The following is a 16,957-nucleotide window of genomic DNA, read 5'->3' as shown; positions in this document are numbered from 1 at the left end:
CGGGGAGGGGCCTGCGTCGTGGGTGGGTGCTCAGTCGCGCGGTCGGCCGGCGCCGTCCCCCAGCTGGTCAGCGGGGACGGAGGCCAGGCCGGTGGGCACGTGGCCGGCCGCCTCGTGCCGGCCGGCCTGCCGCCGGCGGTGGGCGGCACCCTCGTCCTCCGGTGCGCCGCCGTCCGCGACGGCGTCTCCCGGCCGGCCGGCCGGCGGCGGGGTGGAGGTGGGGGCCGCGGCGCCCGCCGCCTGGGCCGCCTGCTCACCGGCGGCGTCGGCCTCCGGCTCGCCGGCGGTCTGGGCGGCCGCCTGACGGGCCTGGATGCCCGACTTGTTGCTCAGCGCCAGCTGCGGCAGGAACAGGAACACGATGAACCCGACCGCCGCTGCGCACGCGGCGATGAGGAAGACCAGGTCGATCGCGTTCGAGAACCCGGTCTTGAACGGCAGCGCGAGGAACGACGGCAGGTCCTGGATGAACGACGTGTCCGACAGGTCGCCGCTGCCACCCTGCAGCCGACCGCTCTGCAGCGCCTGACCCACCCGCGGGTCGCTGGCCGCGGCCGAGGTCAGCGCCGACTCGATCTCCACCGGCAGTCGGCTGAACAGCACGGAGAGGAACGCGGCGGTGCCGACCGTGGCGCCCATCTGGCGGAAGAAGGTGACCGACGAGGTGGCCACCCCCATCTCGCTCGGCGGGACGGCGTTCTGCACGGCGAGGACGGCCGGCTGGAAGTTGAAGCCCAGCCCGATGCCGAGCATGATCATGAACGGCACCAGCGTCCAGATCGACGTCTCGGCGCCGACGACGAAGGACAGCGACACCAGCGCCGCGGCCATCAGCACGGTGCCGGCCAGCGGGAAGACCTTGTACTTGCCGGTCTTGGAGATCGCGACGCCGGAGCTCATCGCGCCGATCATGATGCCGAGGACCAGTGGGATCATCTGCAGGCCGGCGACGGTGGCGCTGGACCCGTGCACGATCTGCAGGTACTGCGGCAGCAGCAGCAGGCCGCCGAACATGGCCGCGCCCACCACCACGCTGCCCGCGGTGGCGATGCTGAAGCTGCGGTTGCCGAACAGCCGCAGCGGGAGCAGCGCCTCACGGCCGTAGGCCCGCTCGGCCAGCAGGAAGAGCACCAGGCCGACCGCGCCGACGGCGTAGCAGACCAGGGCGCGGGTCGACGTCCAGCCCCAGATGCGGCCCTGCTCGGCGACGACCAGCAGCGGCACGATGAAGGTGATCAGCGCCAGGGCGCCGGGCCAGTCGATGCGGTGGTCCCGGCGCTCGTGCGGCAGGTGCAGCACCCGGAAGACGGCGGCGAAGGCCACGATGCCGAGCGGCACGTTGATGAAGAAGATCCAGCGCCAGCCGTCGAGGGCCAGCAGGGACGTCTGACCGGCGAAGAACCCGCCGATGACCGGGCCCAGGACGCTCGAGGTGCCGAAGACGGCCATGAAGTAGCCCTGGTACCGGGAGCGCTCCCGCGGCGGCACGATGTCGCCGATGATCGCCAGGGCCAGCGACATGAGCCCGCCGGCGCCGATGCCCTGGACCGCCCGGAAGGCGGCCAGCTCGTACATCGAGCTCGCGATGCCGCAGAGCACCGAGCCGAGGACGAAGACGGCGATGGCGAACAGGTAGAAGGGCCGCCGGCCGTAGATGTCGGAGAGCTTGCCGTAGAGCGGCGTGGAGATCGTCGAGGTGATGAGGAACGCCGTCGTCGCCCACGCCTGGAGGTCGTAGCCGTCCAGGTCGTCGGCGATGGTGCGGATGGCCGTGGCGACGACGGTCTGGTCGAGGGCCGCGAGGAACATCGCGACCATCAGGCCGGCGATGATCGTGAGGATCTGCCGGTGGGTGAAGGCGCCGTCGTCCGCGGGGGCGGCGGCCGCCGCGCGGGCGTCCTGGCGCTCGGCCGCGCTGGTGCGGGTGGTCTGGGTCATGAGCTCTCTCTCGGGGACGGGGCGGTCGGCGCGGCGGACTCGGTGGGCAGGGACCCGGCGAGGTCGTCGACGAGGCGGCCGAACAGGGAGGTGAGGGCGTGCAGGTCCGCCGCGGACCACTCGGCCGTCACCCGGGCCAGGTGGGTCTCGCGCTCGGTGCGGAGCTGCTCGAGGGCGTCCCGTCCGGCCTCGGTGACGACGAGGAGGCTGGCCCGGCCGTCCGTCGGGTCGGCGACGCGCTGCACCAGCCCGTGCTCGATGAGGACCGCGACGTGACGGCTGACGGTGGACGGATCGGCGTGCACCAGCTCGGCCAGGGCACCCTGCCGCAGCGGCCCGAGCCGGACCAGCGGGAAGAGCAGCACCAGCGCGGCGCGGTCGCGTCCCTCGGTGGCCTGCGCCTTGAGCGCGTGGATCACCCGGATGAAGCGGGGGAGCTGCTCGCCCAGGGTGCGCAGCTCGGCGAGCCGGTCGTCCGGGAGCGTCGTCGACCCGGGCGCGGCGGGGGAGGAGGGCACGGGACCTCCGGGAGACGAGGGGGTGGGAACATGTGCACCGTACAACCCGTTGTCCGGGACAAGCAACCAGTTGTACGGCGCATGCAAGTGAGGCGGGACACGTCCCACCCGTCGGGTGCGGTGGGATCCTGGGGAGGGGATACCCGTCGGTGGACGGGTCACCCGCGAGGTCTGCGGCCTCCCCGCCGCCGCGTGCGCACCACCGGGGCGCCCCCGCACCGGCCCGCCACCACGATGAGGAGACCTGCGTGAGCACCCCGCCCGACGACCTGCGCGCGCGGCTGACCGGGCTCACCCTCGACGACGAGCACCGGCTCGGCCGCCGGCTGGAGGCGCTGCGCCGGACCCGTGACGAGGCCGCGCGCGAGCGGGCGCTCGGGAACGTCGCCGCCGACGTCGCCGCCGCCGAGGAGCGGATCGCCCGCCGCCGCGCCGCCGTCCCCGCGGTCACCTACCCCGAGGCGCTGCCGGTCAGCGCGCGCCGCGACGACATCGCCGCCGCCCTCCGCGAGCACCAGGTGGTCGTCGTCGCCGGCGAGACCGGCTCGGGCAAGACCACCCAGCTGCCCAAGATCGCCCTGGAGCTCGGCCGCGGCGTGCGCGGGCGGATCGGGCACACCCAGCCGCGGCGGATCGCCGCGCGCACGGTGGCCGAGCGCATCGCCGAGGAACTCGACACCCCCCTCGGCGGGGCGGTGGGCTGGAAGGTCCGGTTCACCGACCAGGTCGGCGACGGCACGCTGGTCAAGCTGATGACCGACGGCGTCCTGCTGGCCGAGATCGCCCGCGACCGGCTGCTGCGCCAGTACGACACGATCATCGTCGACGAGGCGCACGAGCGGAGCCTCACCATCGACTTCCTGCTGGGCTACCTCGCCCAGCTGCTGCCCCGCCGCCCCGACCTCAAGGTCGTCATCACCTCGGCCACCATCGACGTCGACCGGATCGCCAAGCACTTCTCCGCGGACGGTGCCGACGTGCCCGTCGTCGAGGTCAGTGGCCGCACGTACCCGGTCGAGGTCCGCTACCGCCCCGTGGTGGACCCCGACGACCCGGACGCCGACCCCGACCGCGACCAGGTCACCGCGATCGGCGACGCCGTCGAGGAGCTGGCCGCCGAGGGGTCCGGCGACGTGCTGGTCTTCCTCGCCGGCGAGCGCGAGATCCGCGACACCGCCGACGTCCTCACCGAGCGGTTCCCCGGCGTCGAGGTGGTGCCGCTCTACTCGCGGTTGTCGGCCGCCGACCAGCACCGGGTGTTCCAGCCGCACACCGGACGGCGCGTCGTGCTGGCCACCAACGTCGCCGAGACGTCGCTGACCGTGCCGGGCATCCGCTACGTCGTCGACCCCGGCACCGCCCGCGTCTCCCGGTACAGCGCGCGCACCAAGGTGCAGCGACTGCCCATCGAGCCGATCAGCCAGGCCTCGGCGCGGCAGCGCTCCGGCCGCTGCGGCCGCGTCGCCGAGGGCATCGCGATCCGGCTGTACACCGAGGAGGACTTCGACGGCCGGCCGGAGTACACCGACCCGGAGATCCTGCGCACCAGCCTGGCCTCGGTGCTGCTGCAGATGGCCGCGCTCGACCTCGGTGCGGTCGAGGACTTCCCGTTCGTCGACCCCCCGGACCGGCGTGCCGTCGCCGACGGCCGCGCGCTGCTCGAGGAGCTGGGGGCCTTCGACGACCGCGGCCGGCTCACCGACACCGGCCGCGCGCTGGCGCAGCTCCCGCTCGACCCCCGGCTGGGCCGCATGGTGGTCGAGGCCGACCGGCGCGGTGTGCTGGAGGAGGTGCTGGTGATCGCTGCGGGGCTGACCATCCAGGACCCCCGCGAGCGGCCCGCCGAGCACCAGCAGGCCGCCGACCAGGCGCACGCCCGCTTCGCCGACGAGCACTCGGACTTCCTCACCCTGCTCAACCTGTGGCGGTACCTCACCGAGCAGCAGGAGGCGCTGTCGGGCAGCGCGTTCCGCCGAACGATCAAGCGGGAGTTCCTGCACTACCTGCGCATCCGCGAGTGGCAGGACCTGCACGGCCAGCTGCGCGGCACCGCCCGCCGCCTCGGCATGACCCCCGGCTCGCCGGCCGCCGAGCCCGACGAGCGCGGCATCACCACCGCGCTGCTGTCCGGCCTGCTCTCCCAGGTCGGCCTCCAGCTGGAGGGACCGTCGGGGCGGCGGGGTGGGCAGGGGGCGCAGCAGCGGGACGGCGACCGGCGGCGTGGCGGCCGGGAGTACCTCGGCGCCCGCGGCGCCCGGTTCGTCATCGCCCCCGGCACGCCGCTGGCCAAGAAGCCGCCGCGCTGGGTGGTGGCCGCCGAGCTGGTGGAGACCAGCCGGCTGTTCGCGCGCACGGTCGCCCGGATCGACCCCGAGGAGGTCGAGCGGCTCGCCGGGCACCTGGTCGAGCGCGAGTACTCCGAGCCCCGGTGGGACGCCAAGCGCGGCTCCGTCGTCGCCACCGAGCGGGTCACCCTGCACGGCATCCCGCTCGTCGTCGGCCGGCGCGTGCAGTACGGCTCGATCGACCCGGTGGTGTCCCGCGAGCTGTTCATCCGGCACGCCCTCGTGCAGGGCGAGTGGACGACGCACCACCGCTTCTGGGCCGACAACCAGCGGGCCCTGCAGCGGGTGGCCGAGCTGGAGGAGCGGGCCCGCCGCCGCGACATCCGGGTCGACGACGAGACCGTCTTCGAGCTCTACGACGCCCGCATCCCGGCCGACGTCGTCTCCACCCGGCACTTCGACCGGTGGTGGAAGCAGGCGCGACGGGAGACCCCCGACCTGCTCACCCTCACCCCGCAGGTGCTCACCAACGCGGCCGCGGCGGGGCAGGTACGCGTCGAGGACTTCCCCGACGAGGTGCCGCTCACCCAGGGGCTGACCCTCCCGCTGTCCTACGCGTTCGCGCCGGGCACGCCGCAGGACGGCGTCACCGTCGACGTCCCGCTGGCCGTCCTCGACACCGTCGCCGAGCGGACGTCGGGGGAGTCGCTGGCGTTCACCGTGCCCGGCCTGCGCGAGGAGCTGGTGACGGCGCTGCTGCGGACGCTGCCCAAGCAGCTGCGCCGCGCGCTGGTGCCGATCCCCGACCGGGTCCGGGAGGTGCTGCCGCGCATCGACCCGGCCGAGCCGCTGCTGCCGGCGCTCGAGCGGGAGCTGCGCCGGTCGGCCGGCGTCGTCGTCCCGCCGGACGCCTGGGCGCCGGCGCAGGTGCCCGACCACCTGCGGGCCACCTTCCGCGTGGTCGACGAGCGCAACCGCACCCTGGCCCAGGGCAAGGAGCTGGCCGCGCTGCGTGCCGCGGTGGCGCCGCAGGCCCGGGCCAGCCTGGCCGCGGCGGCGTCCGACGTCGAGCGCACCGGGCTGACCGCCTGGACGATCGGGGAGCTGCCGCGCACCGTCGAGGTCCGCCGCGGCGGGCACGTGGTCACCGCGTACCCGACGCTGGTCGACGAGGGCGCGACGGTCGGCGTCCGGGTGGTGTCGACCGAGGTCGAGGCGACCCGGCTGACCTGGCGCGGGGCGCGGCGCCTGCTGGTGCTGGTCGCCGGCTCACCGGCGCGGCAGGTGGTCAAGGGCCTGTCGCCGAGGACCCGGCTCGCCCTGCAGTTCAACCCCGACGGCGAGATCCCCGCGCTGGTCGACGACTGCGTGGACGCCGTCGCCGACGAGCTGCTGGCCGCCGCCGGCGGGCCGCCGCGCGACGAGGCCGGCTTCGCCGCGCTGGTGACGACGGCGAAGCACCAGCTGCTGCCGCTGACGCAGGACACCGTGCGCCGGGTCGAGGCGGTGCTCACCCAGGCCCGCGAGGTCGCCGTCGCCATCGGTGCCGCGCCGGGCCGCCGGGTGCCCGACGCGGCGATCGCCGACCTGCGCCGGCAGATGGGCGGGCTGCTGCACCGCGGCTTCGTGGCCGACGCCGGCCGCCGGCGGCTGCCGGACCTGGTGCGCTACCTGCAGGGGATGGCGCACCGGCTGGAGAAGCTGCCGGCCAACGCGGTCCGCGACGAGCTGTGGACGCAGCAGGTCGCCGCGGTGACCGCCGAGTACGAGCAGCTGCGCCGGCAGGTGCCCTCCACCGGGGCTCCGGACGACCCGGTCACCCGCGTCCGGTGGATGGTCGAGGAGCTGCGGGTCAGCCTGTTCGCGCAGGTCGTCGGCACCCCGCGGCCGGTGTCGGAGCAGCGGGTCCACAAGGCGATCGACGCGCTGACGCCCTGAGGGGCCGGTCCCCGGGGCTCAGCCGACGGCGTCGTCGGGGGTGCGGGGCGCGCCCTCGCGCAGCAGGGCGGAGATCCGCTGGCGGGTGACACCGAACAGCGTGGCGATGCGGTTGATGCTCACCCGCTCCTGCTGGAGGGCCCGGGCCTGGGCGCGCCGCCAGGACGACCCGGCGCCGGAGAGGGAGGACAGCACGGTCGAGATCCGCTCGACGACCAGCGGGCGGGCCTCCGCGCTCACGATCTCCAGCCAGCTGTGCCCGGCCCGCCGCTCGGCGAGCAGCAGTTCCGCGCGCTCCCGGGCGCCCTGCAGCTCGACGGCGCAGCGGTCGATCTCGTGGAGCAGCTGCTCGAGCGCCCTGACCGCGGTGTCCTCGCCGACCGCGGCCTTCCGGGGCCCGCGCTCGTCCGCCGCCGGCGTCTCCGCACTCGCCTCCACCGGACCCCCTCCGCGCCGTCGGCGGCCGACCCGCCGGACGGCTGCACCCTACCGACCGCAATGCCCATTGCATGCAAGGCCTGTGGCATGCAAGGCGACTTGCACGCAAGGCGGGTTGCCAGGCTTGTGCGGAACTGGGAGGGTCGCCGCCGATCCGGTCATGCGCAACCGACTGCCCCGGCGGTCGCTGGGAGACGAGCCTCGTGTCGACACTCACCACCCGCGTCGACCTCCTCCCGACAGCGGGCAGTGTCCCGGCGGCCCGTCACCTGGTGCACGAGGTGCTGCGGGCCTGGGGAGCTCCCCAGGACGACGGGGACGTCGCCCTGCTGGTCACCGAGCTGGTCGCCAACGTCGTCGACCACGTCGGGGGCGAGAGCGTCCTGTCCCTCGAGCTGGAGTTCTCCGACGGCTGGCTGCGCATCGCCGTGGCCGACGGGTCGGCCGTGCGCCCCGTCGTCGGCGCGCTGCGCGGCGACCAGCCGCGGGGCCGCGGCATGCAGATCGTGGAGGCGATCGCCGACCGCTGGGGTGTCGAGGACGCCGACGGCGGCAAGCGGGTCTGGTTCGTCATCGGCTCCGGGACCGACCGACACCCGGGGCCACCGTCCGAGATCGCCTGACACCGGGACCGCCGTCCGGGGTCGGCGTTTGGGGCAGGAGGCCGCCGGGGAGGGCTGGGAGGACCCCACACACCCGACGGAGGAGACGCGATGAGCGAGCCCACCAGCCACACCGAGGCCGCCGGCGAGGGCCTGAGCGACGAGGAGATGATCGAGACCGTCGCCGGCCAGACCGACAGCGCCTCGGGCCACGCCTACAAGGCCGGCAAGGACTGGGACGGCGACGCGAGCGAGACCCCCGCGCCGCCGGACGACCCGGCCTGAGGAAGGACCCCGTCCCCCTCACCCCTCGCGAGCTCGGGGTGAGCCTCCGGACGGGGCCACCTGCCCCCCGCCACTCGCAGGCTCGCAGCGGGACCCTGCAGGGGGGCCGCCCGTCCCCCTCACCCCTCGCGAGCTCGGGGTGAGCCTCCGGACGGGGCCACCTGCCCCCCGCCACTCGCAGGCTCGCAGCGGGACCCTGCAGGGGGGCCGCCCGTCCCCCTCACCCCTCGCGAGCTCGGGGTGAGCCTCCGGACGGGACCGCGGCGGGACCGCGGCAGGACCCGGCGGGGGTCGGCGGGCGGCCTCCCGCCCGGCGCGCGACGGGTGGGAGGCCGCAGCGCGCTGCCGCCGGCGGCGCGCCCGTCCGCGCGTGGCTGGCGGAGCGGGATGACGTCCGAAATAGTGACCGGAGTCTCCCGCCGTCCCACGGAAGGTCAGCGCATGAGCATCCTCGGCACCCGCGTCGTCCGCACCGAAGACCCGCTGTTCCTCACCCGCGGGGCCACCTACACCGACGACCTGGCCGACGAGCGGCTCGCCGGGGCGCTGCACGCGACCTTCGTGCGGTCCACCGTCGCCCACGGCCGGCTGCTGTCGGTCGACACCTCCGACGCCCGCGAGGCGCCGGGCGTGGTCGCCGTCGTCACCGCCGAGGACCTCGCCGACCTCGTCCCGATCCCACCGCCCTTCCCGTTCATCAACGCCGCGATGACCCGGCCCTGGCTGGCGTCGGACCGCGTCCGCTTCGTCGGCGACCCGATCGCCGTCGTCCTCACCGAGGAGCGCTACCAGGGCGAGGACGCCGCCGAGATGGTCGCGGTCGACATCGACCCGCTGCCGGCGGTCGTCGGCACCGCCGCGGCGGCCTCCGACGAGGTGCTGCTCTTCCCCGAGGCGGGCACCAACGTGATGGCTGCGTTCGGCGAGCCGGCGCCGGCGGACTTCTTCGACGGCTGCGAGGTCGTCGTCACCCAGCCGATGGTCAACCAGCGGGTGGCGCCGGTGCCGCTGGAGGGCCGGGCCGCGGCCGCCGCCTGGAGCGAGGACGGCCGGCTCACCGCCTGGTGCACCAACCAGGGCGCCCAGCAGGCCCGCGGGCAGTTCGGCGACTGGCTGGGGATGGACCCCGACCTGATCCACCTGATCACCCCAGACGTCGGCGGCGGCTTCGGCGCGAAGATCGGCGCCGACCCCGAGTACGCCTTCGTCGCGTGGCTGGCCAAGCACGTCGGCCGGCCCGTGCGGTGGGCGGAGAGCCGCTCGGAGAACATGATCGGCATGCTCCACGGCCGGGGCCAGGACCAGGTGGTCACCATCGGCGGACGCCGGGACGGCACGGTCGAGGCGTACAGCATCGTGTTCGACCAGGACTGCGGCGCCTATCCGCGGATCGGCGCGGTGCTGCCCACCCTGACCATGCTCATGGCCCCCGGCGTCTACGGCTTCCCGAAGGTGCACGCCCAGGCCCGTGCCCTGGCCACCACGACGACGCCGATCGGCGCCTACCGCGGCGCCGGACGGCCGGAGGCGACCGCGGCACTCGAGCGGGCGATCGACCGCTTCGCCGCCGAGATCGGCATGGACCCGGCCGACGTCCGCCGGAAGAACCTGCTGCCGGCGTTCGACGAGCCGCACACCACCCCGATGGGCGCCACCTACGACACCGGCGACTACACCGCCGCCCTGGACAAGGCCCTCGAGGTCGCCGGCTACGCCGACCTGCGGGCCGAGCAGGCCCGGCGCCGGGAGCGCGGGGACGTCCGGCAGCTCGGCGTCGGGATGTCGGTCTACGTCGAGATCACCGGCGCCGACAACGGCGCGGGCACCGGCGAGGCCGCCTCCCTGGAGGTGCACCCGGACGGGACGGCGACCGTGCTCACCGGCACCTCCCCGCACGGCCAGGGGCACGCCACGGCGTGGGCGATGATCGCCAGCGACCAGCTCGGCATCCCGATCGAGAAGATCACCGTCATCCACGGCGACACCGACCTGATCCCGCAGGGCGGCGGCACGATGGGCTCGCGCAGTCTGCAGCAGGGCGGCGCGGCGGTGCACCAGGCGGCCGTCGAGCTCGTCGAGCTGGCCAGGGAACGCGCCGCGGAACGTCTGGAGGTCGCCCCGGGCGACCTCGTGGTCGACCTGGGCGTCGCCGGGCTCGCCGTCCGCGGGACGCCGGGGACGGGGGTCAGCTTCGCCGAGCTGGCCGGCGACGAGCCGCTGCTCGTGCAGACCCGGTTCACCGCCGCGGCCCCGACGTTCCCCTTCGGCGCCCACGTGGTGGTCGCCGAGGTCGACGTCGAGTCGGGCAAGGCCGAGGTGAGCCGGCTGGTCGCGGTCGACGACGCCGGCACCATCCTCAACCCGCTGCTGGCCGAGGGGCAGCGGCACGGCGGCTACGCCCAGGGCGTCGCGCAGGCGCTGCTGGAGGAGGTCCTCTACGACGAGGACGGCAACCCGACGACGTCGACCCTGGCCGACTACCCGTTCGTCTCGGCCACCGAGCTGCCCAGCTTCGAGCTGGTCGAGATGGCCACGCCGACCCCGATGAACGCCCTGGGCGCGAAGGGCATCGGCGAGGCGGGGACGATCGGCGCCACACCGGCCGTGCAGAACGCGGTCATCGACGCGGTGGCCCACCTCGGCGTCCGGCACATCGACATGCCCACCACCCCGATGCGGGTGTTCCGGGCCATCCAGCAGGCACGGGGAGGCAACTGATGCAGGTCTCGATCACCGTCAACGGGCAGCAGCGGACCGACGAGGTCGAACCGAGGCTGCTGCTGGCGCACTACCTGCGGGAGGTGCGCGGGCTCAAGGCCACCAACATCGGGTGCGACACCACCTCCTGCGGCGCGTGCACGGTCATCGTCGACGGGCTGTCGGTGAAGTCGTGCACCGTGCTGGCGGTCCAGGCCGACGGTGCGCAGGTCACCACGCTCGAGGGCCTGGCCGGACCGGACGGCGAGCTGCACCCCGTGCAGCGGGCCTTCCGCGAGGAGCACGGCCTGCAGTGCGGGTTCTGCACCCCGGGCATGGTCATGGCGGCGGTCGGCCTGCTGGCCGACAACCCCGACCCCACCGACCGCGAGGTCCGCGAGGGGCTGGAGGGCAACCTCTGCCGGTGCACCGGCTACCACAACATCGTCCGGGCGGTGCGGTCCGCCGCCCAGGCCGGCCCGGCCGCCGGCCAGGTGCCGCAGGCGCAGGGGGTGGACGCATGACCGAGCTCGCGAGGTCGTGGAGGAACAGAGCATCCCGGGTCACGAGCCCGACGAGCGCCAGCGAGGAGGACGAGTGATCCCGTCGCAGTTCGAGTACGTGCGGGTGCGGTCGGTGGACGAGGCCGTGGCCGCGCTCACCGAGCACGGCGAGGACGCCAAGCTGCTCGCCGGCGGCCACTCGCTGCTGCCGATCATGAAGCTGCGGCTGGCCATCCCGTCCGTGCTGATCGACATCAGCGGCATCCCCGACCTGTCCTACGTGCGGGTGGAGGGGGACGAGGTCGCCATCGGTGCGGGCACCCGCCACCACGAGCTGGAGAGGGACGCCGTCGCCGCCGCGGAGGTGCCGATCCTGCCCTACGTGGCCGCCCAGGTCGGCGACCCGCAGGTGCGCCACCGCGGCACCCTCGGCGGCACGGTCGCGCACAGCGACCCGGCGTCGGACCTGCCCACGGCGCTGCTCGCCCTCGGCGGCACCGTCGTCACGCAGGGCCCGGGCGGGCGCCGCGAGATCCCGATCACCGAGTTCTGGCTGGGCTTCTTCGAGACCGCCCTGCAGCCCGACGAGCTGATCGTCGAGATCCGGGTGCCGCGGACCGGCTCGGTCGGCTGGGCCTACGAGAAGTTCACCCGCCGGGCCAACGACTGGCCGATCGTCTCCGCGGCCGCGGTCGACGGCCGGGTGGCGCTGGCCAACATGGCCGGCTCGGTCGTGCGGGCCACCGCCACCGAGGAGGCCCTGGCCCGCGGCGCCTCCATCGAGGAGGCCGCGGCGCTGGCCGATCAGGGCACCAGCCCGGGCGCGGACATGCACGCCGACCAGGAGTACCGCCGGCACCTGGCCCGGCTGCTCACCCGCCGGGCGCTGGAGAAGGCGTCGGGGGGAGTGGCGGCCGCCGCCTGAACCCGGGCCGCTCCCGCCGCGCCGCCTAGCGGTGCGGCGGGAGCATCCCGGCGCCGACGGTGGCGTTGGTCGCCTCGTCGACGAGGATGAACCGCCCGGTGACCCGGTTGCGGTTGTAGTCGTCGACGAACAGCGGCTGCGTGGTCCGCAGCTTCACCCGGCCGATGTCGTTGAGGCCCAGCCCGGTGGCCTCGAGGTCGCGGTGCAGCGTGTTGACGTCGAGCCGGTAGGTCAGCTCCTTGACCACCGCCCGCACCGTGCGGGTGGTGTGCTTGACCGCCAGGCGCTGGCGCGGCCGCAGCGGCTCGTCGGCCATCCAGCAGACCAGGGCGTCGAGGTCCTGCGTCGCCTGCGGCACGTTGCCCGGCCGGGACAGCAGGTCGCCGCGGGAGACGTCGAGGTCGTCGGTGAGCCGCACGGTGACCGCCATGGGCGCGAACGCCTCCTCGACCGGGCCCCGCGGGCCGTCGATCGCCGCGATCGTCGTCGTCAGGCCGCTGGGCAGCACCTGCACCTCGTCGCCGGGGCGCAGGACGCCGCTGGCCACCGTGCCGGCGTACCCGCGGTAGTCGTGGTGGGCGTCGGACTGCGGCCGGACGACGTACTGCACCGGGAACCGGACGTCGACGAGGTTGCGGTCGCTGGCCACGTGCACGTGCTCGAGGTGGTGCAGCAACGAGGGCCCCTGGTACCACGGCGCCCGGTCGGACCGGGTGACGACGTTGTCGCCGTGCAGCGCGGAGATCGGGACGACGGTCAGGTCGGGGACGTCGAGCTTGGCCGCGAACGCGCTGAACTCGTCGGCGATCGACTCGTAGGTGTCCTGTGACCAGTCGACGAGGTCCATCTTGTTGACCGCGACCACCAGGTGCGGCACCCGCAGCAGCGAGGCGAGGAAGGCGTGCCGGCGGCTCTGCTCGAGCATCCCCTTGCGGGCGTCGACCAGCACGATGGCGAGGTCGGCGGTGGAGGCGCCGGTGACCATGTTGCGCGTGTACTGCACGTGGCCGGGGGTGTCGGCCAGGATGAACGTGCGCCGCGGTGTGCTGAAGTACCGGTAGGCGACGTCGATGGTGATGCCCTGCTCCCGCTCGGCGCGCAGGCCGTCGGTGAGCAGCGCCAGGTCGACGAAGTCGCCCTTGCTGGCCCGCTCGATCGCCTCGTACTGGTCCTCGAACACGGCCTTGCTGTCGTAGAGCAGCCGCCCGATCAGGGTGCTCTTGCCGTCGTCGACCGAGCCGGCGGTCGCGATGCGGAGGATGTCCTTGCGCGCCGTCGCGAGCTCGGCCGCCTGCTCGGCGGCGGGGGAGTGGACGTCGACGACTGGCTCGGACATGCCCTCATCGTCCCAGCCGGGAGCGGACGGCAGCGTCCGGGGCCGGATCGGGGGACGCTGGTGTGCGCACGGCCACGCTGGCCGGCGGGGAGGGGACGGCGTGGGCGGGTTCGTGGTCCTGGTCCCGGCGCTGCTGGTGGTCTCGCTCGGCTACGCCCTCGCCTACGCGGTCGCCGAGGCGCTGGGCGTCCCCGCCCCCGAGGCGGTGGCCTGGCCTGCCGGGCTGCTGCTGCTCGCCGTCACCGTGTGGGCGCTGCTGCGCCGGCGGCGCCGGGCCGCCCGGCGCCGGGCCGCCAGGGGGCGTGCGCCCAGGAGCAGCGGGCAGCCGGGTCCGGCGCCCCGGCTCTGACCTCGTCGCGGACGGCGCGCGGCCTCCCCGGGTCCCCGCTCAGGCCCGGGCGGCCGGGCGCAGGGCGCGGGCCCAGCCGACGGAGTCCGCGCCCTTGTCGAACGTCCAGCGCAGGTCGCCGGTGGCGCCGGCGGTCGGCTGCGACCGGTACGCCATCTCGGCCACCTGCGCGGTGGTGGCCTCGAAGGACTCCGTCCACCCGGCCGGTGGCGCGACGGTGGCCGAGGTGCTGTTCGGGCCCACCCCGCCGACCACCATCGCGCCGGGGGTCACCGTGGTCGGACCCGGCACGGTCAGGCCGGTCGAGGAGGCCGACGGGTCGACGGCGGTGGTCGCCGGGGTGTCGAACGGGGTGGCGGTGTCCACGCCGTGGAAGCCGGTGATCCCGGCGTTCCACTTCTGGGCGGTCGACAGCCGCCACGTGTAGCTCGCCGGCTCGGCGGCGGCGTCGGCCACCACGTGGACGTAGACGAACGTCGTCGCCAGGCCGTTGACGGCCAGCGGCGCGACGACCGGCTGCCAGCCGGACGGCACGCCCGCCATCGCGGGTGCCTTGTCGGCGTTGACCTCGGCGACCAGGACGTCGCCGGTGACCACGCCCACCGGCCGGCCGACGGTGACGTCGGTGACCGCAGCGGTGCTCGTGGCGGTGCTCGCGGCCCCGGCGGTCACCGTGCCCGGCTGCGGCGCCGGCGCGGTGCCGAGCGGCAGGTCGGCGTGCCAGTACCGTTTCGTCACGGTGTTGCTCGCCAGCACGACCATGCCCGTGCCGGCGTTGACGGCCTGCTTGGTCGTCGTCGCGTTGTTGATCTCGGCCGAGTCGGCGTCCCGGATGATCGGCGTCCCGCGGCCGGCGGGGAACACCGGGTCGGCCATCGGCGCCGACTTGGTGTAGATGGTCCCGGGGGTCCCCGAGGCGGGGCAGCCGCCGCTGCTCGGCGCGGTGGCGACCACGTGCACCATCTGCTGCTGGTCGTCGAGGAGCACCTGCGGGCGGGTGTGGCAGTCGGCCAGCGTGCCGATCGTCGTCACCGTCCACGCGCCGGTGCCGGGCTTGAACTGCAGCAGCTGGATCATCGGGTCGGTCGGCGCCGAGGTCGGCAGCTCCTCGAGGCTGGTCTTCACCGCCGCATAGACGCGCCCGGCCTGGTCGGACTGCAGCGAGCGGACGTTGACGTGGTCGTCGGCCTGGCCCCGGCCGCGGACGGCCACCGACCCCTGCCACTGACCGGGGGCGGTCCCGTCGACGTGGACGGCCCAGTACACGGTGTCGTCGGCCTGGTTGCCCCACAGGACGCCCACCCGGTTGCCGCCGAAGGCCACCACGGCCGAGATGTCGTCGGGGGAGACGGCGCTGTTGGCGTTGGTCGCCTGCAGGACGGCCGGCGTCCCCCAGGTGGCGCCGCCGTCGGCAGCCGAGTTGACGTACACCGACGACGACCAGCCGGTGGCCGACGAGCCGCGCACCTGCGTCCAGGTCGCCCAGAGGGTCCCGGTGGTGTCCTCCGCGATCGTGAGCGACTCGCTGGAGTTGTCGTTGATCGCCGTGGGGAACCCGGCGTCCAGGGTGTAGGTCCTGGTCGCCGGCGACCAGCTGTAGCGGTACAGCCGGGCCGGCCGGCCGCCGACCGAGGCCTGGGGCGCCGTCGTGTTCGACACCGCCACCCAGTTGGTGGCCACGTACAGCTTCGTGCCGTCCCACAGGACGTCGGAGGAGGTCTCCCGGCGGTCGTCGACGCGCACGCCGGTGTCCACCCAGGTCTGCGTCGAGCGGTCGAGGCGGTGGATGTGCCACGTCCGGGACACCGAGTCGAACAGGACGCCCCACCAGGAGCCGTCGTGGAACCACAGCTTGCTCTGCGGCTTGTCGGCCGTCGGCGGGTTGGGGGCGCCGGTGAACGACTGGTCCTCGTACCCGACGTCACCCGGGGCCGCCGCGGCGGAGGAGGGGACGGCGACCGCTCCGGCCAGCACGAGGGCGCCCAGGACGGCCGCCACGACGATCCTGCGCACCTTGCTCATCGACGCCTCCTGGTCGGTCCCCGGTCCGCGCTCGGAGCACGTCCCGGTCACGAGACCGTACGACGGCGTCGCGGGCGGGCGGATGGCCTCCCTGCAGGGCCCCGCCGCGAGCTCGTGACGTGCTGGAACGGCCTCGGTGCAGGGGCCCGCGCCGAGCGGAGCGAGGCGTGGGGGCACCGAGGTCCTTCTAGAAGTAGCCCTCCTTCTTCCGGTCCTCCATCGCCGCGTCGCTGACCTTGTCGTCGCCGCGGGTCGCGCCGCGCTCGGTCAGCCGGGTCACCGCGATCTCGGCGATGACCTCCTCGACCGTCCGCGCCCGGGAGCGCACCGCGGCGGTGAGGTTGGCGTCGCCGACGGTCCGGTAGCGCACCGTCTCCCGGAACACGTGCTCGCCGTCCCGGGGGCGGATGAACTCGTTGACCGCGTAGAGCATCCCCTGGCGCTCGACGACCTCCCGCTCCTGGGCGAGGTAGAGCGGCGGGATCGCGATGCCCTCGCGGGCGATGTACTGCCAGATGTCGAGCTCGGTCCAGTTCGACAGCGGGAACACCCGGATCGACTCGCCGAGGTGGATCCGGCCGTTGTAGAGGTCCCAGAGCTCGGGGCGCTGGTTCTTGGGGTCCCACTGGCCGAACTCGTCGCGGAAGGAGAACACCCGCTCCTTGGCGCGCGCCTTGTCCTCGTCGCGCCGGGCTCCGCCGAACAGCGCGGTGAAGCCGTGCTCCTCGACCGCGTCGAGCAGCACCGGGGTCTGGATCCGGTTGCGCGAGCCGTTGGGCTCCTCCTTGACCAGCCCCTGAGCCATCGCGTCGGGCACCGAGGCGACCACCAGCTGCACGCCGAGCTCGGCGACCCGCTTGTCGCGGAACTCCAGCACGTCGGGGAAGTTCAGCCCGGTGTCGACGTGCATCACCGGGAACGGGATGCGCGCCGGGGCGAAGGCCTTGCGGGCCAGCTCCAGCATGACGATGGAGTCCTTGCCGCCGGAGAACAGCAGCACGGGACGCTCGAGCTCGGCGGCCACCTCGCGGATCACGTGAATGGACTCCGCCTCCAGCGTCTCCAGCTGGGTGAGCCGGTAGTCGGGGGTCGTCACGGCTCCAGTGTCCGCCACGCGGACC

At 74.4% G+C, this 16,957-nt stretch carries 13 protein-coding genes; 7 read left to right on the top strand and 6 right to left on the bottom strand.

The genetic code is table 11. The annotated features are described in order from the left end of the window. Nucleotides 1-30 precede the first annotated feature (30 nt). Both ACWIZO_RS04345 and ACWIZO_RS04340 read right to left on the bottom strand, forming a co-directional pair. Nucleotides 31-1,938 carry an MDR family MFS transporter gene (locus ACWIZO_RS04345; protein WP_448641293.1) on the bottom strand — a complete coding sequence of 636 codons (1,908 nt, stop codon included), beginning with the start codon at nucleotides 1,936-1,938 and terminating at the stop codon, nucleotides 31-33. Beyond that, entirely contained in the window at nucleotides 1,935-2,456 is a 522-nt protein-coding gene (locus ACWIZO_RS04340) for a MarR family winged helix-turn-helix transcriptional regulator (RefSeq protein WP_448641292.1), read from the bottom strand. Before ACWIZO_RS04340 ends, ACWIZO_RS04345 begins: the two co-directional genes overlap by 4 nt. Before the next feature lie 248 nt (nucleotides 2,457-2,704). On the opposite strand from ACWIZO_RS04340, the gene hrpA reads away from it, so the two are divergent. Next, on the top strand, nucleotides 2,705-6,679 hold the full coding sequence (gene hrpA / locus ACWIZO_RS04335) for an ATP-dependent RNA helicase HrpA (RefSeq protein WP_448641291.1): 3,975 nt from the start codon (nucleotides 2,705-2,707) through the stop codon (nucleotides 6,677-6,679). A gap of 18 nt (nucleotides 6,680-6,697) precedes the next feature. Here hrpA and ACWIZO_RS04330 read toward each other — a convergent pair whose 3' ends face one another. After that, the gene (locus tag ACWIZO_RS04330; protein ID WP_448641290.1) at nucleotides 6,698-7,117 is read right to left on the bottom strand and encodes a hypothetical protein; all 420 of its coding nucleotides are present in this window, start codon (nucleotides 7,115-7,117) and stop codon (nucleotides 6,698-6,700) included. A gap of 203 nt (nucleotides 7,118-7,320) precedes the next feature. Here ACWIZO_RS04330 and ACWIZO_RS04325 point away from each other — a divergent pair, with 203 nt between their 5' ends. From ACWIZO_RS04325 to ACWIZO_RS04305, 5 genes are all read left to right on the top strand, one after another. Next, nucleotides 7,321-7,740, top strand: a complete 420-nt coding sequence (locus tag ACWIZO_RS04325) for an ATP-binding protein (protein ID WP_448641289.1) — start codon at nucleotides 7,321-7,323, stop codon at nucleotides 7,738-7,740. A gap of 90 nt (nucleotides 7,741-7,830) precedes the next feature. Then, nucleotides 7,831-8,004 (top strand): hypothetical protein, encoded by a 174-nt coding sequence (locus ACWIZO_RS04320; RefSeq protein ID WP_448641288.1) that lies wholly within the window; start codon nucleotides 7,831-7,833, stop codon nucleotides 8,002-8,004. Between the two features lie 441 nt (nucleotides 8,005-8,445). Continuing rightward, nucleotides 8,446-10,722: a xanthine dehydrogenase family protein molybdopterin-binding subunit gene (locus tag ACWIZO_RS04315; protein WP_448641287.1), complete on the top strand. Its 2,277-nt coding sequence runs from the start codon at nucleotides 8,446-8,448 to the stop codon at nucleotides 10,720-10,722. Next, nucleotides 10,722-11,225, top strand: a complete 504-nt coding sequence (locus ACWIZO_RS04310; protein ID WP_448641286.1) for a (2Fe-2S)-binding protein — start codon at nucleotides 10,722-10,724, stop codon at nucleotides 11,223-11,225. The genes ACWIZO_RS04315 and ACWIZO_RS04310 overlap by 1 nt, the downstream gene beginning before the upstream one ends. A gap of 73 nt (nucleotides 11,226-11,298) precedes the next feature. Next, nucleotides 11,299-12,129, top strand: a complete 831-nt coding sequence (locus tag ACWIZO_RS04305) for an FAD binding domain-containing protein (RefSeq protein ID WP_448641285.1) — start codon at nucleotides 11,299-11,301, stop codon at nucleotides 12,127-12,129. 25 nt (nucleotides 12,130-12,154) lie between these two features. Here the strand turns inward: ACWIZO_RS04305 and ACWIZO_RS04300 are convergent, their stop codons facing one another. Continuing rightward, the gene (locus ACWIZO_RS04300) at nucleotides 12,155-13,465 is read right to left on the bottom strand and encodes a sulfate adenylyltransferase subunit 1 (RefSeq protein WP_448641284.1); all 1,311 of its coding nucleotides are present in this window, start codon (nucleotides 13,463-13,465) and stop codon (nucleotides 12,155-12,157) included. A gap of 100 nt (nucleotides 13,466-13,565) precedes the next feature. Here ACWIZO_RS04300 and ACWIZO_RS04295 point away from each other — a divergent pair, with 100 nt between their 5' ends. Continuing rightward, on the top strand, nucleotides 13,566-13,814 hold the full coding sequence (locus ACWIZO_RS04295) for a hypothetical protein (RefSeq protein ID WP_448641283.1): 249 nt from the start codon (nucleotides 13,566-13,568) through the stop codon (nucleotides 13,812-13,814). Between the two features lie 39 nt (nucleotides 13,815-13,853). On the opposite strand, the gene ACWIZO_RS04290 is transcribed toward ACWIZO_RS04295, so the two are convergent. Together ACWIZO_RS04290 and cysD are read right to left on the bottom strand one after the other, a co-directional pair. Further along, nucleotides 13,854-15,836, bottom strand: a complete 1,983-nt coding sequence (locus tag ACWIZO_RS04290; RefSeq protein WP_448641282.1) for a hypothetical protein — start codon at nucleotides 15,834-15,836, stop codon at nucleotides 13,854-13,856. 187 nt (nucleotides 15,837-16,023) lie between these two features. Further along, nucleotides 16,024-16,932: a sulfate adenylyltransferase subunit CysD gene (cysD, locus tag ACWIZO_RS04285; protein ID WP_446757541.1), complete on the bottom strand. Its 909-nt coding sequence runs from the start codon at nucleotides 16,930-16,932 to the stop codon at nucleotides 16,024-16,026. Nucleotides 16,933-16,957 lie beyond the last annotated feature (25 nt).

Source organism: Geodermatophilus sp. URMC 63, from assembly GCF_053502565.1.
Note: the sequence above shows the minus strand (reverse complement) of the source record. Positions and strands in the feature narration are given on the sequence as shown.